General features: G+C 66.5%; 22 protein-coding genes. 3 read left to right on the top strand and 19 right to left on the bottom strand.

What is annotated here, in order from left to right:
- Positions 1 to 40 precede the first annotated feature (40 nt).
- The gene (locus tag ACEOAB_RS11800; RefSeq protein WP_007828312.1) at positions 41 to 751 is read right to left on the bottom strand and encodes an ABC transporter ATP-binding protein; all 711 of its coding nucleotides are present in this window, start codon (positions 749 to 751) and stop codon (positions 41 to 43) included.
- A gap of 36 nt (positions 752 to 787) precedes the next feature.
- Between ACEOAB_RS11800 and ACEOAB_RS11795 the strand changes: the two genes are divergently transcribed.
- On the top strand, positions 788 to 1,420 hold the full coding sequence (locus ACEOAB_RS11795; protein WP_413748614.1) for an arylesterase: 633 nt from the start codon (positions 788 to 790) through the stop codon (positions 1,418 to 1,420).
- Between the two features lie 65 nt (positions 1,421 to 1,485).
- Here the strand turns inward: ACEOAB_RS11795 and ACEOAB_RS11790 are convergent, their stop codons facing one another.
- Both ACEOAB_RS11790 and ACEOAB_RS11785 read right to left on the bottom strand, forming a co-directional pair.
- Positions 1,486 to 1,689 carry a hypothetical protein gene (locus ACEOAB_RS11790; RefSeq protein ID WP_007828308.1) on the bottom strand — a complete coding sequence of 68 codons (204 nt, stop codon included), beginning with the start codon at positions 1,687 to 1,689 and terminating at the stop codon, positions 1,486 to 1,488.
- 114 nt (positions 1,690 to 1,803) lie between these two features.
- Positions 1,804 to 2,997, bottom strand: a complete 1,194-nt coding sequence (locus ACEOAB_RS11785; RefSeq protein ID WP_495653748.1) for a PLP-dependent transferase — start codon at positions 2,995 to 2,997, stop codon at positions 1,804 to 1,806.
- 100 nt (positions 2,998 to 3,097) lie between these two features.
- On the opposite strand from ACEOAB_RS11785, the gene ACEOAB_RS11780 reads away from it, so the two are divergent.
- The gene (locus tag ACEOAB_RS11780; protein WP_413748613.1) at positions 3,098 to 3,946 is read left to right on the top strand and encodes a helix-turn-helix domain-containing protein; all 849 of its coding nucleotides are present in this window, start codon (positions 3,098 to 3,100) and stop codon (positions 3,944 to 3,946) included.
- A gap of 97 nt (positions 3,947 to 4,043) precedes the next feature.
- Positions 4,044 to 4,493 carry a VOC family protein gene (locus ACEOAB_RS11775; RefSeq protein WP_413748612.1) on the top strand — a complete coding sequence of 150 codons (450 nt, stop codon included), beginning with the start codon at positions 4,044 to 4,046 and terminating at the stop codon, positions 4,491 to 4,493.
- Between the two features lie 4 nt (positions 4,494 to 4,497).
- Here the strand turns inward: ACEOAB_RS11775 and ACEOAB_RS11770 are convergent, their stop codons facing one another.
- The 16 genes from ACEOAB_RS11770 to rlmN form a co-directional block, all read right to left on the bottom strand.
- Positions 4,498 to 5,022, bottom strand: coding sequence for a phosphoribosyltransferase (locus ACEOAB_RS11770; protein WP_056598132.1), 525 nt, complete (start codon positions 5,020 to 5,022; stop codon positions 4,498 to 4,500).
- Between the two features lie 16 nt (positions 5,023 to 5,038).
- Entirely contained in the window at positions 5,039 to 6,370 is a 1,332-nt protein-coding gene (locus tag ACEOAB_RS11765) for an adenylosuccinate synthase (RefSeq protein WP_413748611.1), read from the bottom strand.
- Positions 6,371 to 6,393: 23 nt separating this feature from the next.
- The gene (locus ACEOAB_RS11760; RefSeq protein WP_495653747.1) at positions 6,394 to 7,554 is read right to left on the bottom strand and encodes an ATP phosphoribosyltransferase regulatory subunit; all 1,161 of its coding nucleotides are present in this window, start codon (positions 7,552 to 7,554) and stop codon (positions 6,394 to 6,396) included.
- Positions 7,555 to 7,598: 44 nt separating this feature from the next.
- Entirely contained in the window at positions 7,599 to 7,787 is a 189-nt protein-coding gene (locus ACEOAB_RS11755) for a DUF2065 domain-containing protein (protein WP_042672606.1), read from the bottom strand.
- Positions 7,788 to 7,809: 22 nt separating this feature from the next.
- On the bottom strand, positions 7,810 to 8,709 hold the full coding sequence (gene hflC / locus ACEOAB_RS11750; RefSeq protein ID WP_007828296.1) for a protease modulator HflC: 900 nt from the start codon (positions 8,707 to 8,709) through the stop codon (positions 7,810 to 7,812).
- A gap of 18 nt (positions 8,710 to 8,727) precedes the next feature.
- Positions 8,728 to 10,086: an FtsH protease activity modulator HflK gene (hflK, locus tag ACEOAB_RS11745; RefSeq protein WP_413748627.1), complete on the bottom strand. Its 1,359-nt coding sequence runs from the start codon at positions 10,084 to 10,086 to the stop codon at positions 8,728 to 8,730.
- Between the two features lie 74 nt (positions 10,087 to 10,160).
- Positions 10,161 to 11,330, bottom strand: coding sequence for a GTPase HflX (gene hflX, locus ACEOAB_RS11740; RefSeq protein ID WP_056598125.1), 1,170 nt, complete (start codon positions 11,328 to 11,330; stop codon positions 10,161 to 10,163).
- Between the two features lie 56 nt (positions 11,331 to 11,386).
- A complete protein-coding gene (hfq, locus tag ACEOAB_RS11735) occupies positions 11,387 to 11,632 on the bottom strand; it encodes an RNA chaperone Hfq (protein WP_007828293.1) in 246 nt (81 codons plus the stop codon).
- 163 nt (positions 11,633 to 11,795) lie between these two features.
- The gene (der, locus tag ACEOAB_RS11730) at positions 11,796 to 13,139 is read right to left on the bottom strand and encodes a ribosome biogenesis GTPase Der (protein WP_056598124.1); all 1,344 of its coding nucleotides are present in this window, start codon (positions 13,137 to 13,139) and stop codon (positions 11,796 to 11,798) included.
- Between the two features lie 66 nt (positions 13,140 to 13,205).
- Positions 13,206 to 14,348 carry an outer membrane protein assembly factor BamB gene (gene bamB, locus ACEOAB_RS11725; RefSeq protein ID WP_056598122.1) on the bottom strand — a complete coding sequence of 381 codons (1,143 nt, stop codon included), beginning with the start codon at positions 14,346 to 14,348 and terminating at the stop codon, positions 13,206 to 13,208.
- A gap of 6 nt (positions 14,349 to 14,354) precedes the next feature.
- Positions 14,355 to 15,047 (bottom strand): YfgM family protein, encoded by a 693-nt coding sequence (locus ACEOAB_RS11720; RefSeq protein WP_056521702.1) that lies wholly within the window; start codon positions 15,045 to 15,047, stop codon positions 14,355 to 14,357.
- Positions 15,048 to 15,053: 6 nt separating this feature from the next.
- The gene (hisS, locus tag ACEOAB_RS11715; protein WP_056598120.1) at positions 15,054 to 16,364 is read right to left on the bottom strand and encodes a histidine--tRNA ligase; all 1,311 of its coding nucleotides are present in this window, start codon (positions 16,362 to 16,364) and stop codon (positions 15,054 to 15,056) included.
- A gap of 15 nt (positions 16,365 to 16,379) precedes the next feature.
- Complete coding sequence (ispG, locus tag ACEOAB_RS11710; protein WP_413748610.1) at positions 16,380 to 17,660, bottom strand: flavodoxin-dependent (E)-4-hydroxy-3-methylbut-2-enyl-diphosphate synthase; 1,281 nt, start codon at positions 17,658 to 17,660, stop codon at positions 16,380 to 16,382.
- Complete coding sequence (locus tag ACEOAB_RS11705) at positions 17,657 to 18,622, bottom strand: RodZ domain-containing protein (protein WP_413748609.1); 966 nt, start codon at positions 18,620 to 18,622, stop codon at positions 17,657 to 17,659. Before ACEOAB_RS11705 ends, ispG begins: the two co-directional genes overlap by 4 nt.
- On the bottom strand, positions 18,615 to 19,469 hold the full coding sequence (gene pilW / locus ACEOAB_RS11700; protein WP_413748608.1) for a type IV pilus biogenesis/stability protein PilW: 855 nt from the start codon (positions 19,467 to 19,469) through the stop codon (positions 18,615 to 18,617). Before pilW ends, ACEOAB_RS11705 begins: the two co-directional genes overlap by 8 nt.
- 4 nt (positions 19,470 to 19,473) lie before the next feature.
- The gene (rlmN, locus tag ACEOAB_RS11695) at positions 19,474 to 20,622 is read right to left on the bottom strand and encodes a dual-specificity RNA methyltransferase RlmN (protein ID WP_056598110.1); all 1,149 of its coding nucleotides are present in this window, start codon (positions 20,620 to 20,622) and stop codon (positions 19,474 to 19,476) included.
- Positions 20,623 to 20,624 lie beyond the last annotated feature (2 nt).

Here is a 20,624-nt window from a genome sequence, read left to right as displayed (position 1 = left end):
CGAGTTGACTCGCTATTCATTTGATAGCTTAGTGCGCTTGTCATGCGGGCGCCAGAGCCACTTTTTCATTAAGCGAGACGTGCCCGGCCTCGATCGTGATGCGGCGTTCGCACTGCGCCGCGATGCCGCGGTCGTGGGTGACGAGCACGAGCGTGGTGCCCAGTTCGCGGTTGAGGTCGAACATCAGCCGCATCACCTGCTCGCCGGTTGCGAAGTCGAGGCTGCCGGTGGGCTCGTCGGCCAGCAGCAGCGCGGGCTGGACCACGAAGGCACGGGCCAGCGCCACGCGCTGCTGTTCGCCGCCCGAGAGCACCTTGGGATAGTGGCCGAGCCGCTGGCCGAGCCCGACGCGGCCGAGCATTTCGGTGGCTGCCTTGCGGGCGTCCTTGCGGTTGGCCAGCTCCAGCGGAAGCATCACGTTTTCAAGCGCGCTGAGGTTGCCGAGCAGTTGGAAGCTCTGGAACACGAAGCCCACACGCTGCGCCCGGACCGCTGCACGCTCGTCCTCGTCGATGGCGAAGATGTCCTCGCCGGCGATGCGCACCGTGCCACGCGTGGGCGTGTCCAGCCCCGCGATGATCGACAGCAAGGTGCTCTTGCCGGAGCCCGAGGCGCCGACGATGGCAGCGGTTTCCCGCGCGCCGAGGGTGAAATCGATGTCCTGCAGAATGTCCAGCGTGCCGGTCGAGTCGGTGACGGACTTGAAGACATGCTCGACGGCGACAATGGCATCAGACGGGGGTTGGGACATGGAAAGGCTTTGGTTTTGAATCGACGAGACTTTATCTTGACCACCGCCGCGCTCGGCAGCGCGGGGACATGGACGGCCGCGGCGCAGGCCCAGGCTGTGGCAACCGGCAAGCCGGTGATCCTGGTGCTCGGCGATTCGCTGAGCGCAGAGTACGGCCTCAAGCGCGGCGAAGGCTGGGTACCCTTGCTGGAAAAAAGGCTTGCGCAGCAGAAGATCCCGGCCACGGTGGTCAACGCCAGCATCAGCGGCGACACCAGTTCCGGTGGGCGCGCCCGCTTTGCGTCGCTGCTCGCGCAGCACAAGCCCAGCCACGTGGTGATCGAGCTCGGCGCCAACGACGCCTTGCGCGGCCTGCCGCTCTCGGACACGGAAAGCAACCTGCTGCAGATCGCCAGGGCCGCGCAGGCTGCGGGCGCGAAGGTGCTGATCGTCGGCATCCAGGTGCCGCCGAACTATGGCGGCGACTACACGCGGCGCTTCGAGGCGGTGTTCTCCAAGGTGGCGGGCACCACCAAGTCCGCGCTCGTTCCCTTCCTGCTCAAGGGCGTGGCCGATGCGCCCGATGCGCTCTCGCTGTTCCAGGCCGACCGCATCCATCCGACGGCCGCAGCACAACCGCAACTGCTCGACAACGTCTGGCCCGAATTGCGCAAGCTGCTGCCCAGGTAATGGAAAAAGCCGCCGCAGGCACAGGCCTGCGGCGGCTTCTTCTCGATCGGTACGCCAGGAGCGGATCAACCGTTCTTGGTGGGCAACTCGGGCACGGTGGGTGGATCGCGTTCGAGCGAGGCCATGTCGGTTTCCGGGTCTCCGGGGGCCAAGCCGTCGCTGCTCGGGCTGAGTTTGCGGTTCGCCTTTTCCCGGAGCTTCTCTTCCTTCTTTTTCTTCTTGGCCAGCTCTTTCTGGCGCTTCTCGTAGCCGTAATTGGGTGTTGCCACTGCTTCTCCTTGGGCGAGGCAGTCAGGGTGACTGCACGTGGCCTACTGTAAGCGATAACGGTGCGGTCTCGAGACGGTACCCCATGACGCTCGCAGGGAGCGCGAATCGATTTCTTACATCCGCGCCAATGCCTGCTGCAGGTCGGCGCGCAGGTCTTCCACGTCTTCGAGGCCGATGGAAAAACGAACGAGCGTGCCCTTGTAGGGCCAGCGTGCCACGCCGGCGTCGCGCATCAGGCCGATGTCGTAGGGCACCACGAGGCTGATCGGACCGCCCCACGAGTAGCCGAGGCGGAACAGCCGCAGGCTGTCGCAGAAACGATCGACCTGCTCGGTGCTGTAGCGCTCGTCGAATACCACCGAGAACAGGCCGGCCGCGAGGTCGGTGGCACCGCACAGCGCACGCCAGTGGGTGTGGCCCGGCGAGTCTTCGAGCGCGGGGTGCAGCACCTGCGCGATCTCCTCGCAGCCGTTGAGCCAGCCGGCCAGTTCGCGCGCCGAGCGGTCGTGCGCGGCATAGCGCAGCGCGATGCTGGGCAGCGAGCGCAGCAGCGTTTCCACGTCGCCCACGCCGATGCCCCAACCCATGCGCATGTGCGTGAGCTTGAGCGCGCGGTGCAGCCGCTCGTCGCGCGTGATCACGCTGCCCATGAGCACGTCGCCGCCGCCGCTCGGGTACTTGGTGAGCGCGTGCACCGAGATGTCGACGCCCTGCCCGCTGCCGTTGAAATCGAAGGGCGCGAAGGCCAGGCCCGCGCCCCAGGTGTTGTCGAGCGCCGTCATCACGCCGCGCGCGCGGCAGCCGTTCACGAGCGCGGGCAGATCGGGAAACTCCATCGTCACCGAGCCGGCCGCCTCGACCCAGACCAGCCGCGTGCGGTCCGACAGCTTGGCCGCGAGGTCGGCCGGGTTCATCGCGTCGTACAGGCGATGGGTGATGCCGAAGTTCGCCAGTTCGCCGGTGGCCAGCGCCTTGTTGGGTCCATAGGCGTTGTCCGGGATCAGCACCTCGTCGCCGGTCTTGAGGAAAGCGAACGAGACCAGCGAGATGGCCGCCAGCCCGCTGGGCACGAGCAGACACTCGGTGCCGCCTTCGAGCGTGGCCAGGCGCTCTTCCAGCGTGAAGGTGGTGGGCGTGCCGTGCAGGCCATAGGTGTAGCCGGCCTTGGTGCGCCAGTCGCGCGCGCGCATGGCGGCCACGTCGGCGAAGAACACCGTCGATGCCTTGAAAACGCCGGGCTGCGGCGCAGCGAAGGTGGCGGGCGGAACGTAGGGGTGGTGGATCAGGGTCGTGGAAGGCTTGCTCATGGGTGGATGCTATCGCGGCCGGCCCGGTGCCTCCGGCAAGCGTTCCATCGCACAATGCGCGGATGGGCCAGAGCCCGCTTCATGGAAGAAGCCCGCGACCGTGCAACTGACGCGCCTTGCCCCTTCTCACCTGCGGCCCTTCGTGCGGCTGATGTGGGCCTCGTCGCCCGGGGGCAAGCCTGCCGAGCGCCCGGGTGCGCGCGAGCATGTGCTGCCCACCGGCGGCATGCACCTGGTCTTCCGGCTCTCGGGGCCGCCATTGCGCCTGTTTCGCGACGATGCCGATGCGCAGGGCTTCACGGTGGGCTACGCCATGGTGGGCGGCACCCGCTCGGCCTTCTTCGTGCGCGATGTGTCCGTCGCGACGCGTTCGGTCGGCGTCATGCTGCAGCCGGGCGCGGCCAGGGCGCTGCTCGGGGCGCCCGAAGATGCGCTGGCCAGGCGCCACACCCCGCTCGAAGCGCTCTGGGGTGCCGATGCGGGCTTCGCGCTCGAACAGCTGCACGGCACCGACTCGCAGGCGCGGCAGCTCGCCATCGTCGCTGCCCTGCTGAGCGCGCGCCTTGCCTCGTCCTCCGTGCATGGCCTGCACCCCGCGGTGGCGCAGGCACTGGCCCGCATGTCCAGCGCGAGTGCCAACGACAACGACGGGCAAGCCGGCGCCATCGGCGAACTGGTGAAGCAAAGCGGCTACAGCCACCGGCGCTTCATCGCGCTCTTTCGCGGCATGACCGGCCTGGCACCCAAGCAGTACGCGCGCATGCTGCGCTTCGACCGCGTGATCGGCCAGTTCGCCACCGCCCCGGCCCAACGCTGGGTCGAGCTGGCGCTGCAGGCCGGCTACAGCGACCAGGCGCACTTCAACCGCGATTTCCTGGCGATCGCCGGCATGTCGCCGCAGTCGTACCGGCGGGCGGCACCGACGTCCTCGCGGCACGTGCGGATCTGAGCGGCCTGCTACGCCCCCGCAGGTCAAATTTGTTCAAGACCTGATCTGCGGCGAGCGCCAGAATCGCGCCCATCTCAACCCGAAGGGACAACAAACCATGGCCATCCACGAGCTGTTTCCGTACCTCTGCGTCCACGATGCCGGCGCAGCCATCGAGTTCTACTGCAAGGTCTTCGAGGTGAAGGAGATCTTTCGCCTGACCGAACCCAGCGGGCGCATCGGCCACGCGGAGCTAGACTTCCACAACGGCGCGATCCTGATGATCTCGGACGAATTCGCCGAGTTCAACATCCACAGTGCGAAGACGCTGGGCGGCACGGCCGTCACGCTGCACCTGCATGTGGACGATGCCGACACGTTGGTGGCGCGCGCAGTCGCTGCAGGCGCCATGCTCGACATGGCACCGCAGGATCAGTTTTACGGGGAACGCTCCGGCGTTTTTCGCGACCCCTTCGGCCATCGCTGGAACGTGGGGCACAGCATCGAGAAGCTGACGCCGGAAGAAATGCAGCGGCGCTACACCGAGATGCTCGGCGGCGCCGGCTGAGAGATCAGACCGACCACTTCTCGATCAGCTTCTCGGCGCCGAGCGAGTCATAGCCTTCGAAGGGCTGGTGGATCCAGGGGTTGGTGGGCAGGAATTCCACCTGGTAGTCGGGCGTGAAGGTCGACAGCGCCTTGGTCCAGATCACTGCGCTGCGCAGCTCGGTGATGGGCGGATAGTTGTTGCGCAGCATGTCCATCACGGCATGCAGCGTATGGCCCGAATCGGCCAGGTCGTCGACCAGCAGCACCTTGCCAGCGATCTCGCCCTTGGGTGTCGTGATGAAGCGCGCGATGTCGAGATGGCCCTGCACCGTGCCCGCGTCAGCGCGGTACGAGCTGGTCGACATGATGGCCAGCGGCTTGCTGAAGATGCGCGAGAGCACATCGCCAGGGCGCATGCCGCCGCGCGCCAGGCACAGGATGGTGTCGAACTGCCATTCCGACTGGTGCACCTTGATCGCGAGCTTCTCGATCAGGTTGTGGTACTCGTCGTAGCTGACGTAGAGATGCTTGCCGTCTTCGGTCAACATGGGTCTTTTTTCCTCTTCAGTCGGCCAAGTAGGGGTGGCGCATCATGATCGTGTGGTCGCGATCCGGGCTGGTCGACACCATGTGGATCGGCACACCGGTGATCTGCTCGATGCGCTGCAGGTACAGGCGCGCATTGATCGGCAACTTGTCGTACTGCGTGACGCCCACGGTGCTCTCGGTCCAGCCTTCGAGGGTTTCGTAGATCGGCGTGCAGCGCTCGATCTCGTCCGCGCCCATCGGCAGGATGTCAGTGGTTTCGCCGTCGAGTTCGTAGCCGGTGCACAGCTCGAGCTTTTCGAGGCCGTCCAGCACGTCGAGCTTGGTGATGCACAGGCCCGACAGGCCGTTGACCTGCGCCGAGCGCTTGAGCAGCGCGGCGTCGAACCAACCGCAACGGCGGCTGCGGCCGGTGGTCACGCCCTTTTCGGCGCCCACGGTGCTCATGTGATAGCCGGGGGTGCCGGGCGTGGCCCAGTCGAGTTCGGTGGGGAACGGACCACCGCCCACGCGCGTGCAGTAGGCCTTGGTGATGCCGAGGATGTAGTGCAGCATGCCCGGGCCCACGCCCGAACCGGCGGCGGCATTGCCGGCCACGCAGTTGCTGGAGGTGACGTACGGATAGGTGCCGTGGTCCACGTCGAGCAGCGTGCCCTGCGCGCCTTCGAACAGCAGGTTGGCGCCGTTCTTGTGCGCGTCGTTCAGTTCGCGCGAGACGTCGGCCATCATGGGCTTGAGCAGCTCGGCGTGCCTCATCGCTTCGTTGAAGACTTCGTCGAAATCGATGGCCGGCGCGCTCAGCACCTGCGTCAGCACGTGGTTGTGCAGGTCGAGCAGCACGCGCAGCTTGGTGGCGAAGCGCTCGGGGTGCTTCAGGTCCTGCACGCGCAGTGCGCGGCGTGCGATCTTGTCTTCGTAGGCCGGGCCGATGCCGCGGCCGGTGGTGCCGATCTTCTCGATGCCGCCCTTTTCGCGATAGGCCTCGCGCGCGATGTCCAGCGCGGCATGGAACGGCAGGATCAGCGGGCAGGCCTCGCTGATGCGCAGGCGCGAACGCACCTCGACGCCAGCCTTCTCCAACCCTTCGATTTCCTCGAACAGCTTGGCCGCCGACAGCACCACGCCGTTGCCGATGTAGCACTTGACGCCGGGCCGCATGATGCCGCTCGGGATCAGGTGCAACGCGGTTTTCACACCGTTGATGACCAGCGTGTGGCCCGCGTTGTGGCCGCCCTGGAAACGGACCACGCCCTGGGCGCTTTCCGTCAGCCAGTCGACCAGCTTGCCTTTGCCTTCGTCGCCCCACTGGGTGCCGACGACGACCACGTTTCTTCCGGTGGTTACGCTCATGCTCGTTCCATTACTTCAAAAATTCAGATCGCTCGGACACTCCACTGCCCTGCTTGCTCGACGAGCTCGCGGTCGCAGTGGAATTCATCGATTTCGCTGCCATGGCCCGGCAGCACGCAGACTACCGTTTCACCGGACTTGCGCAATTGGGCAATCGCCTGACGCAGGCCAGCCGCGTCGCTCCAGGGCGCGGGGATGGCGGCGCGCAGCGGGCGGGCCGGCAGCACGCCGACCAGCTCGCGCACGTCGAGGCTGAAGCCGACGGCCGGACGGTTGCGGCCGAACACGGCCCCCACTTCGTCGTAGCGGCCGCCGCGCACCAGCGAATCGGCCGCGCCGGGCACGTAGATGCCGAAGCGCATGCCGCTGTAGTACGCATAGCCGCGCAGGTCGTCCAGGTCGAAGCTGATCTGGCGGCCGGCCACGCCCTGGAGGCCGGCAGCGAGCTGTTTCAGGCCGGCCAGCGCGGCGCCCACGGCAGGCGTGCCCTTCAAGGCCTTGGTGGCCTCGTCGAGCACCGACGCGTCGCCGTACAGCTGGACCAGGGCGCGCAGCCCTTCGCGCGAGGCGGCGGGGAAGTCCTTGGTGAGCGAAGCGAGCTCGCTCGCGTCCTTGGCGGCCAGTGCGGCGTGCACCCGGGCGAGCGTGGCGGCATCGACCGGTACGCCGGCGAACAGCGCACGCACGATTCGGGCATCGGCCAGGTCGACGATCACGCCCTCGCGCAGACCGGCGGCGTCGAGACAGTCGAGCGCCAGCAGCAGGGTTTCGGTGTCGGCCTCGAGCCCGGCATGGCCGTAGATCTCGGCGCCGAACTGCAGCGGCTCGCGGGTGGCGTGCGGGCGGTCGGGCCGGGTGTGGAGCACCGGTCCGCAGTAGCACAGGCGGGCCACGCCGTCGCGGTTCAGCAGGTGGGCATCGATGCGCGCCACCTGGGGGGTGGTGTCGGCACGAAGGCCCATGCTGCGGCCGGAGAGCTGGTCCACGAGCTTGAAGGTTTGGAGGTCGAGCGCCTCGCCGGTGCCCGAGAGCAGCGATTCGAGGTGTTCGAGCAGCGGCGGCATCACCAGCTCGTAGCCATAGCCACGGGCGGTATCGAGCAGCTGGCGTCGAAGTTCTTCGATGTGGCGCGCCTCTGAGGGCAGCACATCGGCAATGTGATCCGGGAGGACCCAGGCGGACATGGGGATCGAGGGCGTGGTTAAACCGGAATTCTACCGGGACCGCGCTACCCCAAGATCCAGAGCAGTAGCAAACCCAGCAGGATGCTGCAAAGTCCGAAGAAACGAAGCTGGCCGTCACGCAGCTGCATGAGCTGGCCGAAGCCGCGCCGCCACCCTCCCGGCGAGACGAAAGGCAGGATGCCTTCGATCACCAGGACGAGCGCCAGCGCGCTCCAGAAAGTGTCGGCGCTCACGGCTCCTGAGGGCGGCTGCGAATCAACGACGGGAAGCGTTGGTGTTCGAACCCGAACCTTGCATGGCGCGGAAGAAGTCCGAGGACGGATCGAGCACCATCACGTCGCTCTTCTTGTTGAAGCTCTGCTTGTAGGCTTCGAGGCTTCGGTAGAACTGAGCGAACTGCGGGTCGCGGCCAAAGGCCTCGCTGTATGTGGAAGCGGCCTGGGCATCGCCCTCGCCCTTGATCTTCTGCGCGTCGCGGTAGGCGTTCGCCACGATCACTTCGCGCTGGCGATCGGCATCGGCGCGGATCTTCTCGCCTTCGGCCGTGCCGGTCGAACGCAGCTCGTTGGCCACGCGCTTGCGCTCGGCTTCCATGCGGCGGTAGACCGATTCGGTGATGGCTTCCACGTAGTCGACACGCGTGATGCGCACGTCGACCACGTCCACACCCCAGGGCTTGGCGCCCTTCACCACCGACAGCACTTCGCGCTGCACGTCGGCCATCAGGGCCTCGCGGCGCACCGAGATCAGGTCGCGCACGGTGCGCTTGTTGATGTTTTCCTGGAACGCATTGCGCACCACGCGGTTGAGCTGCATGGCGCCTGCGTTCTCGTCGAGGCCGACATTGCGGATGTAGGCCTGCGGGTCGCTGATGCGCCAACGCACATACCAGTCGATCACCACACGCTGCTTCTCGGCAGTGAGCATCGGCTCGGTGTCCACGCTCGACAGCGTCAGCAGGCGCTTGTCGATGTACGACACGTTCTGGAACGGCGGCGGCAGCTTGAAGTTGAGGCCGGGCTCCGTGATGACCTGCTTGATCTGGCCAAGCGCATAGACCACGCCGAATTGCCGCTGGTCGACCACGAAGAGGGTCGAGCTTGCCAGCACCAGCAGCACGAGGATCGAGGTGGCGATGAATCCGATTCTGTTCATATTCTTTCGGGCCTTTTTTCAACGCACGTCGCGGTCACGCGAGCGGCCATCGCGGGCGCGCACGTCGTTCGTCGCAGGGGCCACCGGGATCACCGAGGACTGGGCCGGAGCAGTGCCGGCAACGTTCGGGCTGGCCGCGTCGACCGGCGTGGCCGCCGCACTGTTGCCGCTCAGCTGCATGAGCTTGTCAATCGGCAGGTACAGCAGGTTGGAGCCCTGCTTGCTGTCGACCAGCACCTTCGTCGTGCTGGCGTAGATCTGCTGCATGGCATCGGTGTACATGCGGTCGCGCGTTACCTGCGGGGCCTTCTGGTATTCGGCCAGCACCGCACTGAAGCGGCCGGCATCACCCTGGGCCTGCGCCACGATCCGCGCCTTGTAGGCCTCGGACTCTTCCTTCAGGCGCGAAGCCGTACCGGTGGCGAGCGGCACCACGTTGTTGGCATAGGCCTGCGCATCGTTCTTGGTGCGCTCGCGCTCCTGGCCAGCCTTGAGCACGTCGTCAAACGCGGCCTGCACCTGCTCGGGCGGACGCACGCCGCCCTGCTGCAGGTTGATGCCGACGACTTCGACGCCGATCTTGTAGCGGTCGAGGATGGTCTGCATCAGCGTGCGCACGCGCGGCGCGATCTGATCGCGCTCTTCGGCCAGCGCGGCATCCATCTTCATCTTGCCGACCACCTCGCGCACGGAGGTCTCGGCCACCTGCACGACGGTGTCGGCGGGCGACTTGCTTTCGTAGAGCCAGGCGCGCGGATCGCTCAGGCGGTACTGCACGGCGAACTTGATCTCGACGATGTTCTCGTCTTCGGTCAGCATGGCCGACTCGCGCAGGCCGGTGGAGCGCACGATGGCGTCGCGGCCGACGTCGGCGGAACGGATCTGCGTGGTCACCACCACCTCGTGGCGCTGGATCGGGTACGGCAGGCGCCAGTTGAAGCCGGCGCCCACGGTGCTCTTGTAGCGGCCGAACTGTGTGATGACGGCCTGCTGGCCTTCGTTCACGATGAAGAAGCCGGTGCCGAGCCAGATCAGGACCACCACTGCCGCCACGAGACCGAGGCCGAATCCTGCATTCTTCATGTCGGGCCTGTAGCCGTTGCCGCCACCATTGCCGCCGTTGGGGCGGTTGCCACCGCCCTTCCCACCGAAGAAGCCACCAAGCTTGCGATTGAGGTCGCGCCAGAGTTCATCGAGGTCGGGAGGACCTTGGTTGGGGCCCTGTCCGCGAGGGCGGTTGTCGTTGTTGCCGTTGTTGCCGCCATTGCTCGAAGGCGGCGGGGTCGGTGCACCCGGAGGATTGGCGTCGGGGGGGCGGCTACCGTTGGAAGACGGCTCGTCGCCGCGACCCCATCGGCCGTCGTTCAGGTTGAACATGCCCAGAAACCCTCTCCGCGCTGGCTTTGAATTCATTCGCTTCGTTCTCTTGTCAGTGGCGGGATTGTGCCCAATCAATCGGTTGCATCGTGCAATTCAGCGTCTGCCTCAGGGGTCATCGTATCGGCTACGGAACCCGACTGCCGGGCGAGTTCGGCGCGCAGCAGCGGCACGCCCTCACCGCTCCTGGCGCTGAGGAAGATGCGGGGGACCTGCGCGCCGTCGATTTCCATCTCGTCCTGCAGATGCAGCGGATGCTGCGCGCTTTCAAGAGCGTCGAGCTTGTTGAACACCAACAGCTGCGGCACGGTGTCGGCGCCGATCTCGCGCAGCACCGTCTGCACCTCGGCCATCTGCTCGGGGTAGTGGGGGTTGGAGGCGTCGACCACATGCAGCAGCAGGTCGGCATCGACCGCCTCCTGCAGCGTGGCCTTGAAGGCATCGACCAGCCCGTGCGGCAGGTCGCGGATGAAACCCACGGTGTCGGAGATCGACACCTGCCGCCGGGCATCGCCCAGGTAGAGATTGCGCGTGGTGGTGTCGAGCGTGGCGAACAGCTGATCGGCCGCATAGGCGCGGGCCTTGACCAGCGCATTGAACAGCGACGACTTGCCCGCGTTGGTGTAGCCCACCAGCGAGATGTTGAAGGTGTCGCGTCGCTCGCGCTGCCGGCGCTGAGTGCCGCGCTGCTTCTGCACCTTGGCGAGACGCTCGCGCGTGCGCTTGATCGACTCGCCGATCATCCGGCGATCGAGCTCGATCTGCTTCTCGCCCGGGCCGCCGCGCACGCCTGCACCGCCGGTCTGACGCTCCAGGTGGGACCATCGGCGGACCAGCCGCGTGCTGAGGTACTGCAGGCGAGCCAGCTCGACCTGCAGCTTGCCTTCGTGCGAACGCGCGCGCTGGGCGAAGATTTCGAGGATGAGAAAGGTCCGGTCGTAGACCGCGATGTCGAGCTGGCGCTCGAGGTTGCGCTGCTGCGCGGGGCTCAGGGCCTGGTCGAAGATGACCTCGCTCGCCCTGTACAGGGCAGCCAGCTCCTTGATTTCTTCGGCCTTGCCGCTGCCAACGAACAGGGCCGCGTCGGGTGCCTTGCGCTTGCACGCAAGACGGGCGACGGGCGTCAGGCCCGCGGTCTGCGCGAGCAGGCCGAGTTCCTCGAGTTCGCTGTCGAAATGGGGCAGCCCGAAATCGACGCCGACGAGAACGGCGGCGCCTTCCTGGCGGGGGATCAGTTCAGACAAGCGGGATCAGAAATTGGGAAAAAGCGCGGCAGCAGGGGCCGCCGCGCTCCGCGCGATCAGGCTGCGGCGTCTTCGTTCTCGGTAGCCGAGAAGTTGACGGCACGACCCGGCACGATGGTGGAAATGGCGTGCTTGTAGACCATTTGCGTCACAGTATTGCGAAGCAACACGACGTACTGGTCAAAAGACTCGATCTGGCCCTGCAGCTTGATGCCATTCACCAAATAAATGGAAACCGGCACGTGCTCACGACGCAGGGTGTTCAGAAACGGGTCTTGCAGAAGTTGCCCTTTATTGCTCACGATATTCTCCGTGTTCAAGAGTAGTTGTTGGAGAGATGACCTTAACACAGGGTTTCTGCGCCGCAGCAATCGGGGTCAAAAGCCTTGAGAAAATAACGGCTCTCAAAAGACGGAACTTCCACTCGGCCCGCAGCTCATCGGCCGCCATCGGCAGCCAAGCCCCTCAGTCGTCCTTGTCGGCAAATGGATTGTGCGAGCTCTTGAACTCGATGCGCAAGGGGGTACCCACAAGGTCGAACTCCTTGCGGAAGCGCCCTTCGAGAAAGCGCTTGTAGGCGTCGGTGACGTGCTCCAGTGAATTACCGTGGATCACGATCACGGGTGGGTTCATGCCCCCCTGGTGCGCATAGCGCAGCTTGGGCCGGTACATGCCCCCGCGCTTGGGCGCCTGGAACTGCACCGCCTCCAGCAGCAGGCGGGTCAGCACCGGCGTCGACATCTTGCGCGTGGCCGATTTGTGGGCCTGCGCGATCGCCTGCCACACCGGGCCCAGGCCCTGGCGCTTGATGGCCGAGATGAAATGCAGCGCCGCGAACTTCAGGAACGGCAGCCGGGTCTCGATCTGCCGCTGGATCTGCTCGCGCTGGTAGCTGTCGACGGCGTCCCATTTGTTGATCGCGATCACCACCGCACGGCCGCTTTCGAGGATGTAGCCGGCGATGTGCGCGTCCTGGTCGGTCACGCCCTGCGTGGCGTCGAGCAGCAGCAGCACCACGTTGGCCGATTCGATGGCCTGCAGCGTCTTGACCACCGAGAACTTCTCGATCGCCTCGAACACCCTGCCCTTGCGGCGCAGGCCGGCCGTGTCGATCAGCTCGAAGCGCTGGCCGTTGCGCTCGAAGGGCACGGAGATCGCATCGCGCGTGGTGCCCGGCATGTCGAAGGCCACGAGGCGCTCTTCGCCGAGCCAGGTGTTGATCAGCGTCGACTTGCCCACGTTGGGCCGTCCGGCCACGGCCAGCTTGATCGGCTTGTTGACCTCGTCCTCGTCCGTCTCGTCGTCGGGATCGGGCAGGTTCAGCGGTTCCAGGGCGAGTTCGACGAGGTCGCGCATGCCCTGCCCGTGCGCAGCAGATACGCCATGCACATCGCCGAAGCCGAGTTCGTAGAAGTCGACCAGCTTGGTGCCGTCGTGCATGCCTTCGGCCTTGTTGGCCGCCAGCACGCAAGGCTTGCCGAGGCGGCGCAGTTCGTTGGCGATGTCATGGTCTTGCGCCGACAGGCCCTCGCGGGCGTCGACGACGAAGATCACCACATCGGCCTCGGCCACGGCCTGCCGCGTCTGCTTGGCCATTTCCTTGTAGATGCCGCTGCCCGCGTCGGGTTCGAAGCCACCGGTGTCGATGACGATGAACTCGTGCTTGCCCAGGCGGCCATTGCCGTAGTGGCGGTCGCGCGTGAGGCCGGCAAAGTCGGCGACGATGGCGTCGCGCGTCTGGGTCAGGCGGTTGAAGAGGGTCGACTTGCCAACGTTGGGCCGCCCGACCAGGGCCACGACCGGCTTCATGGCCGGCCTTTCGATGGCGCGGATTTCATGGTCGGGCCTTGGAAAGAGAAAGGGGAAAAGAAAGAGTTATTCAGGGCGATAACCAAACACGCCACCCTTGGCAGTCACGACCACGACCGTGTTGCCAGCCAGCACCGGCGTGACGGTGATGGCCGAGCCATCGGGCGTGACGCGATTGAGCAGCGCGCCATCTTCACGCGACACGAAGTGCAGCGTGCCGGTGTCTTCGCCGATGATCAGCGAGCGGCCCACGGCCAGCGGCGCGGTGAGGTTGCGGTTCTTCAAGCGGCTCATCTGCCAGGCGCGCTCGCCATCGGCACGGCGCCACGCGACGACGCTGCCGTCGGACTCGGTACCGTAGACAAAACCGCTGTCGCCGCTGACGCCGTCGGCGCCCGAGGCGGGCTTGCTCCAGACCAGCGAGCCGCGCACGGTCTCGACGCAGCCGACGCTGGCGTAGTACGCGCGGGCGCAGATGGTGTCGCCGAAGCGGCTCACGCTGCCGGTCAGATCGACCAGGCGCTCCACGTCGTTGGTGCCGCGCGGTGCCGCAATGGGCGATTCCCAGCGCGAAGTGCCATTGGCGGGGTTGATGCCCACCAGGCGGCCGCCGATGCCTGCGACCAGCGTGTCGCCCACGGCGATCAGCACGCCCGACTTGCGCAGCACGAGGTTTTCACCCGTGCGCTGCTGGATCCAGAGGCGGCGGCCGCTCTGGCCGTCCCAGGCGCTGATGCTGCGGTCGGCGGTCTGCACGAACACGCGGCGTCCCGCCACCAGCGGTGCGGTGAAGGCCTGGGCCGAGAGCTTCTGCTTCCACAGGACCTTGCCGTTCTCGATGGCGACGAGTTCGTTGCCGGTGGTCACGACCGCGGCCATCGACCCGTCGCTGCCTACACCGGCTGCCAGCGGCGCACCGGCGCTGGCGCGCCAGGTTTCACGGCCGGCGCGGGCGTCGATGGCAACCACCGTGCCGTCGCTGCCGGCCACGGTGACGGTGTCGCCGCTGATGTCGGTGGTGAGAGGGAACTTGACCTCGGGGATGCGCACCGTCCAGGCCTGGCGCACGCCCATCAGGGCCGGATTGGCGGGAAGTTCTGCCGGCTTCGGCTTGCCGCTGCCCGAACAGGCGGCGAGGAGCGCCACCAAAACAAGAGCTGATCCCGCGCGCAGGGCGGTCGATTCAGGCATGAAACGCTTGAAATTCATATGCGGTCAGGGAGTTTTGGGGGCTGCAGGTGTAACGGTGACGACTGGCGCCAGGCTCTTCGGATCGACACCGACCGCGTTGAGCTTGATTTCGACCAGGCGGCGATAGTCGGAGGTGGCGCCAAGGCCGGTCCAGGCCTTGCGGTATTCGGCCTGCGCCTCGGCGCGCTTGCCCTGGGCCAGGTAGATGTCGCCCTTGCGGTCGGCCACCAGCGGTTCGAATTCCTTGGGTACGCTGCCGTCGAGCTGCTTGATCGCATCGTCGTAGGACTTGCTGTCGAGCAGTTCGGCCGCCAGCCGCAGCCTGGCAATAGCCTTGTAGCCCGGATCGACGGCATTCTGCGCAACCCATTCGAGTTCGGCACGCGAGCCCGCGGCATTGCCCTTTTCGTACAGCGTCTTGGCGACCAGCAGGCCGGCCTGCTGCGCATAGGTAGTGCCCGAGAAGCGCTTCTTCATGTCGTCGAGCACGAGCGCGATGCGCGCCGGATCGCCGGCCTGCGCGGTCTTCTCGATTTCGTCGTAGAGCGACGAGGCCTGCGCCGCCTTGTTGCGTCCATACCATTGCCAGCCGTTCCAGGCCACGAAGGCGCCAGCGACGAGCAGCACGGCCCACGTGATCAGGGTGCCGTAGGTGTTCCAGAAATGCTTGAGCTGGTCGAGCTGTTCCTGTTCTTCGAGGTCGAGATGGGTTGCCATGCGCTGTCAGGTGTTGGGAGCCGGCGATTGTAGGGTGGCGGCCCAGGCGGCCACTTCGGCGAGTGGCCGGAAGGTCTGCGCACCGCTTCCGTCGCGCAGCGCCTTGAGAGTCACTTCGCCGCGTGCAAGTTCATCGGCGCCGAAGATCAGGGCGTAGGTGGCCCCGCTGTTGTCGGCCCGCTTGAACTGCGACTTGAAGCTGCCAAGACCGTCGGCCGTGGCGGCGTGCATCTGCACGCGAACACCGGCATCGCGCAATTGCTGCAGCGTGCGCAGCACCACCGGCATGGCGGCGGCATCGGGCACGACGGCATAGACGTCGGGCGCTCGGGCCGGGATCTGGGTGCCCTGCTCTTTCATCAGGTCGAGCACGCGCTCCACGCCGATCGCCCAGCCCACCGCGGGAGCCGGCTTGCCGCCCAGCTGCTCGAACAGGCCGTCGTAGCGGCCGCCGGCACACACCGTGCCCTGCGAGCCGAGCCGGTCGGTCACGAACTCGAACACGCTGAGGTTGTAGTAGTCGAGACCGCGCACCAACCGGGGGTTGATGGTGTAGGCCACGCCGTTGGCGTCCAGGATGGCCTTGAGGCCCTCGAAGTGCGCCAGCGATTCGGCGCCGAGGAAATCCATCAGCCGCGGCGCCGACTCGACCACGTCCTTCATCGCCGGATTCTTGGTGTCGAGGATGCGCAGCGGATTGCTGTGCAGGCGGCGCTTGCCGTCCTCGTCGAGCTTGTCGGCGTGCGCCTCGAAGTGTGCGATGAGCTGTGCGCGGTGCTGCGCGCGCTCGGCCGGCTGGCCAAGGCTGTTGAGCTCCAGCCGAACGTCGGTCAGGCCGATCGCCTTCCACAGCGCGCTCGCGAGCAGGATCAGCTCGGCGTCGATGTCGGGTCCGGCAAAGCCCAGCGCCTCAACGTCGATCTGGTGAAACTGCCGGAAGCGCCCGCGCTGCGGCTTCTCGCGCCGGAACATCGGGCCAATGGCCCACAGGCGCTTGCCGCCGTCGTAGAGCATGTTGTGCTCGATCGCGGCGCGCACGATGCCGGCGGTGTTCTCGGGTCGCAGCGTCAGGTGGTCGTTGTCGCCGTACTTGTCCGAGCGATCGTGGAAGGAGTACATCTCCTTCTCCACGATGTCGGTCACTTCGCCGATGCCGCGTACGAAGAGCGCGGTGTGCTCCAGTATCGGCGTGCGGACGTTGCGGTACGCATAGCGCCCCATCAGGTCGCGCACGGTGGCCTCGAGCCACTCCCAGCGCGCCGATTCGGGCGGCAATATGTCGTTCATGCCTTTGACGGCATTCAGTTTTTCAGCCATGAGTCTGCGGAGGTGTCAGGCCAGGGCAGCGTGTTCGCCGCCAAAGCGCTTTTCGATGTAGTTTTCGACGAGCTGATGGAACTCGTTGGCGATATTGTCGCCGCGCAGCGTGAGAGCCTTTTCGCCGTCGATGAAGACCGGCGCGGCAGGCGCCTCGCCGGTGCCGGGCAGGCTGATGCCGATGTCGGCGTGCTTGCTCTCGCCGGGGCCGTTGACGATGCAGCCCATGACGGCCACCTTCAGCGTCTCGACGCCCGGATATTTCTTGCGCCAGACCGGCATCTGCAGGCGCAGGTAGTCGTCGATCTGCTTAGCCAATTCCTGGAACGTGGTGCTGGTGGTGCGGCCGCAGCCCGGGCAGGCCGTGACGCTCGGCACGAACACGCGCAGGCCCAGGGCTTGCAGGATCTCGTTGGCAATCAGCACCTCTTGCGTGCGCGACTCGCCCGGCTGCGGCGTGAGCGACACGCGAATCGTGTCACCAATGCCCTCCTGCAGCAGGATCGACAGCGCCGTGGCCGAGGCCACCGTGCCCTTGGTGCCCATGCCGGCCTCGGTCAGGCCCAGGTGCAGCGGATAGTCGCAGCGCCTGGCCAGTTCGCGATAGACCGAGATCAGGTCCTGCACGCCGCTCACCTTGCACGACAGGATGACCTGGTTGCCGCTCATGCCCATCGACTCGGCCAGCCTGGCGGACTCGATCGCCGAAGTGATCAGCGCCTCGTACATCACCTGCTTGGCATCCCAGGGCTCGGCGCGCTGGCTGTTGGTGTCCATCAGGCTGGCGAGCAGTTCCTGGTCGAGGCTGCCCCAGTTGACGCCGATGCGCACAGGCTTGTTCCAGCGCATGGCCGCGTCGATCATCTGGCCGAACTGCCTGTCCTTCTTGTCGCCCTTGCCCACGTTGCCGGGGTTGATGCGGTATTTGCTCAGCGCCTCGGCGCAGGCCGGATAGTCGGTCAGCAGGCGGTGGCCGTTGTAGTGGAAGTCGCCGATCAGCGGCACGTCGATGCCCATGCGGTCTAGTTGCTCGCGGATGTAGGGCACCTGCGCGGCAGCCTCGGGCGTGTTGACCGTGATGCGGACCATCTCGGAGCCGGCAATCGCCAGTTCCTTCACCTGGATCGCGGTGCCGATGGCATCGACGGTGTCGGTGTTGGTCATGGACTGCACGCGCACCGGAGCATCGCCGCCCACCGTGACCACGCGCGGCCCCCAGACCACGCTGGCCTGGCGCGAGCGACGCGCCTTTGGCGCGGCCGACTCGATTGGAAGCGGGAGGCAATCGCCGGTCATGATTTCACCTCGAAACGCGCCACGCCACCGCCCTTGGTGACAGGCTTCAGGTCGTACGGCTGGCCGCGCACCTGCACGTCGACGCTCGACGCGCGACCGACCACGACGGACAGCGGCAGCGTGCCCGACAAACCCACCGTTTCACCAGCCTTCAGGCTGCGGCGCAGCAGCTGCTTGCCCCCTGCTTCGGTCACGGTGACCCAGCACTCTTCCCGTGCCACGAAGACAAGTTGCTGGCCACTGGCGGCTGCAGTGGCGGGCGCGGCAGGGGCAACGGGCACAGCGGCGACCGGTGCCACGGCAGCAGCAGGCGCGCCAGGGGTGGCGGCCGCGGGAGCCTCGCCCACTGGACCGCTCGGCGCCACGGCCTGCACGGGCACGTTTTCCGCGACAGCGCCGGTCCCGCTGGACGACACCGGTCCGCCGGCAGGCCCCGAACCCTCACCGGATTCGCCGCGGGCCGTCAGTCGCGACACGGAAGCCCCGATCTGGTCGAACACCGACTGCGGTAACCAGAACAGCGCACCCGCGGCCACCAGCAGGAGCCCCACCACGATCAGCAGCGCACGCGAAGGCAGCCCACTGGAGCGGCCGTTGTTGTTCCAGCGCGGCGTGTTGGAGGCGATGTTCCCTCGCAGCGTGCGATCGGCCTCGGCCAGCGACACCTTTTGCGTGCTGGGCAGCTTCGCGAGCACGGGCGCGGGATCGATGCGCAACGCGCGGCAGACGCTGCTCGCCAGGGCGCGAGCGAAGACCGGATCGGGCAGCGAGGCGATGTCGTCCGCTTCAAGCGCCATGAGCTTCTGCGGCGGCACCTTCAGCGCGGCAGCCACCATCTCGATGTGCAGGCCGTGGGCCTCGCGCGCCTCGCGCAGCAGGTCGCCGGCCGTCTTGTGCGTGATGTCGCCTTCTTCCGGCGGCTGTGCTGCGAAAGTGCCGAACTCCGAAACCCGATCAGTCATTGAAATTCCCGCGCTCGTACGCTGTTGCCTCCCGCGACTGGGGGAAGCGTCGTTGCAGTTGACCTCCCAACTGCGCGACTGCCTCGCGGTTGTTCAGCTTTCGTTCGACCCTGATGCCGAGCCAGAGCGTCTCGGCGCTGGCCGAAGGGCTGTTGTTGACGCGGCGAATGTAGAACTGCGCACGCGACCATTCTTCGCGCTGCGCCAGCAACGAAGCCAGGTTGAAGCCGACCACCGGATTGCCGGCGTCGATCTCGTAGGCCTGCATGAGGCTGCGCTCCGCCTGGACCCGCTGGCCGGCCTTGAGTTCGCACACGCCCTGCGTCATGAGCGTCTTGGCGCGGTCCGCATAGCTCGGCACGGCCAGGGCTTCCGTGAACTGCGCAGCCGCATCGCCGTAGCGGTTCTGCTGGCACAGCAGCCAGCCGTAGTTTTGCCGCGCGTTGGGGTCGCGCGGATTGATGGCGATGGCGCGGCGGAAGCTGTCTTCGGCCAGCGCGGCGTCGTCGAGCCGCATGTAGACCAGGCCGCGCAGGTTGTAGGCGTCGGCGTTGTTGGGATCGGCGGCCAGCGCTTGCTTGATTTCGTCGAGCGCGACGGTGGTCTGCCCATGCTCGAAATAGCCGGAGGCCAGTTCCATGCGCAGGCGCGCGCGGCGCTGCCGGCTGGTTTCGTCGGACTCGGTGACGATCTCGGCGCCCTTGCCCGAGCTGGTGTCGGCCAGGCTGGTGGTGGTTGTGCGCGTGTTCACGCAGCCCCCAAGCAGCAACGCCATGGCAACGCCCGCGAAACCCACAGTCAGCATTCGCTGCACGCTCGCGGTCGTCATCGGAATGGCCATGCTCATCGGTTCAGTGCTCCTGGGGGACGGTCTTGCGGACCGGATGCAAAACAATGGGGCGCTCCGCCGCGCGTCGCTGGGCCATGCGCTCGGCCGCACGGGTGCGGTCCTTGACGTCGCCGGCGAGCTGGCCGCAGGCGGCGTCGATGTCGTCGCCGCGCGTCTTGCGCACGGTGGTCACGAGGCCGGCTTCGCTCAGCGTCCTGGCGAATGCCAGTACGCGCGGCTGCGGCGAGCGCAGCAGGCCCGACGCCGGAAATGGGTTGAACGGGATCAGGTTGAACTTGCACGAGATGCCGTGCGTACGCACCAGCTCGATAAGCTGCCGCGCATGCTCGGGCTGATCGTTCACTCCGTCGAGCATGCAGTACTCGAAGGTGATGAAGTCGCGCGGCGCATGCACCAGGTAGCGCTTGCAGGCCTCGAGCAGTTCGGCGATCGGGTACTTGCGATTGAGCGGCACGAGGTCGTCGCGCAGCGCATCGTTGGGCGCGTGCAGCGAGACGGCCATGGCCACGGGGCAATCGGCGCCGAGGCGGTCGATCATGGGCACCACGCCGGAGGTCGACACCGTCACGCGACGGCGCGACAGCCCGTAGGCGTTGTCGTCGAGCATGGTGCGCAACGCGGGCACGAGCGCCGAGTAGTTCTGCAGCGGCTCGCCCATGCCCATCATCACCACGTTGGAGATGACGCGTTCGTCGCGCTTCAGGTGCTTGCGCAGGAAGTGTTCGGCAAACCAGAGCTGGGCGACGATTTCGCCCGTGCTCAGGTTGCGGCTGAAGCCCTGATGCCCTGTCGAGCAAAAGCGGCATCCGACCGCACAGCCGGCTTGGGACGACACGCACAGGGTGCCGCGGTCGTCCTCGGGAATGAATACGGCTTCGACGGCATTGCCGTCACCGACGTCGAACAGCCACTTGATCGTGCCGTCCTTGGATTCGTGCTGCGTGAGGACCTGCAAGGCCTCCACGCGCGCGGTGGTCGCGAGTTTCTCGCGCAGCGACTTCGCCAGATCGGTCATCTGGGTGAAGTCGCTGGCGCCACGCTGGTGGATCCAGCGGAACAGTTGCGTGGCGCGGAATTTCTTCTCGCCGAGTTTTTCGCAGAACGCAGCCAACCCCTCGAGATCGAATTCGAGCAGATTGGCCGTGGTCATGG

This window comes from Variovorax sp. Varisp53, from assembly GCF_059491555.1.
The sequence above is the reverse complement of the archived record's forward strand: the minus strand, read 5'-3'. Positions and strand labels throughout refer to the sequence as shown.

Excerpts from the sequence above, each read along its gene's own strand:
- pilW (WP_413748608.1), bottom strand. The coding sequence starts at position 19,469 with ATGAGCATGGCCATTCCGATGACGACCGCGAGCGTGCAGCGAATGCTG.
- hflC (WP_007828296.1), bottom strand. The coding sequence starts at position 8,709 with ATGAACAGAATCGGATTCATCGCCACCTCGATCCTCGTGCTGCTGGTG.
- hflK (WP_413748627.1), bottom strand. The coding sequence starts at position 10,086 with ATGTTCAACCTGAACGACGGCCGATGGGGTCGCGGCGACGAGCCGTCT.
- ACEOAB_RS11800 (WP_007828312.1), bottom strand. The coding sequence starts at position 751 with ATGTCCCAACCCCCGTCTGATGCCATTGTCGCCGTCGAGCATGTCTTC.
- ACEOAB_RS11775 (WP_413748612.1), top strand. The coding sequence starts at position 4,044 with ATGGCCATCCACGAGCTGTTTCCGTACCTCTGCGTCCACGATGCCGGC.
- ACEOAB_RS11765 (WP_413748611.1), bottom strand. The coding sequence starts at position 6,370 with ATGAGCGTAACCACCGGAAGAAACGTGGTCGTCGTCGGCACCCAGTGG.
- ACEOAB_RS11785 (WP_495653748.1), bottom strand. The coding sequence starts at position 2,997 with ATGAGCAAGCCTTCCACGACCCTGATCCACCACCCCTACGTTCCGCCC.
- der (WP_056598124.1), bottom strand. The coding sequence starts at position 13,139 with ATGAAGCCGGTCGTGGCCCTGGTCGGGCGGCCCAACGTTGGCAAGTCG.
- ACEOAB_RS11770 (WP_056598132.1), bottom strand. The coding sequence starts at position 5,022 with ATGTTGACCGAAGACGGCAAGCATCTCTACGTCAGCTACGACGAGTAC.
- rlmN (WP_056598110.1), bottom strand. The coding sequence starts at position 20,622 with ATGACCACGGCCAATCTGCTCGAATTCGATCTCGAGGGGTTGGCTGCG.
- ispG (WP_413748610.1), bottom strand. The coding sequence starts at position 17,660 with ATGACCGGCGATTGCCTCCCGCTTCCAATCGAGTCGGCCGCGCCAAAG.
- hisS (WP_056598120.1), bottom strand. The coding sequence starts at position 16,364 with ATGGCTGAAAAACTGAATGCCGTCAAAGGCATGAACGACATATTGCCG.
- ACEOAB_RS11720 (WP_056521702.1), bottom strand. The coding sequence starts at position 15,047 with ATGGCAACCCATCTCGACCTCGAAGAACAGGAACAGCTCGACCAGCTC.
- bamB (WP_056598122.1), bottom strand. The coding sequence starts at position 14,348 with ATGAATTTCAAGCGTTTCATGCCTGAATCGACCGCCCTGCGCGCGGGA.
- ACEOAB_RS11705 (WP_413748609.1), bottom strand. The coding sequence starts at position 18,622 with ATGACTGATCGGGTTTCGGAGTTCGGCACTTTCGCAGCACAGCCGCCG.
- ACEOAB_RS11760 (WP_495653747.1), bottom strand. The coding sequence starts at position 7,554 with ATGTCCGCCTGGGTCCTCCCGGATCACATTGCCGATGTGCTGCCCTCA.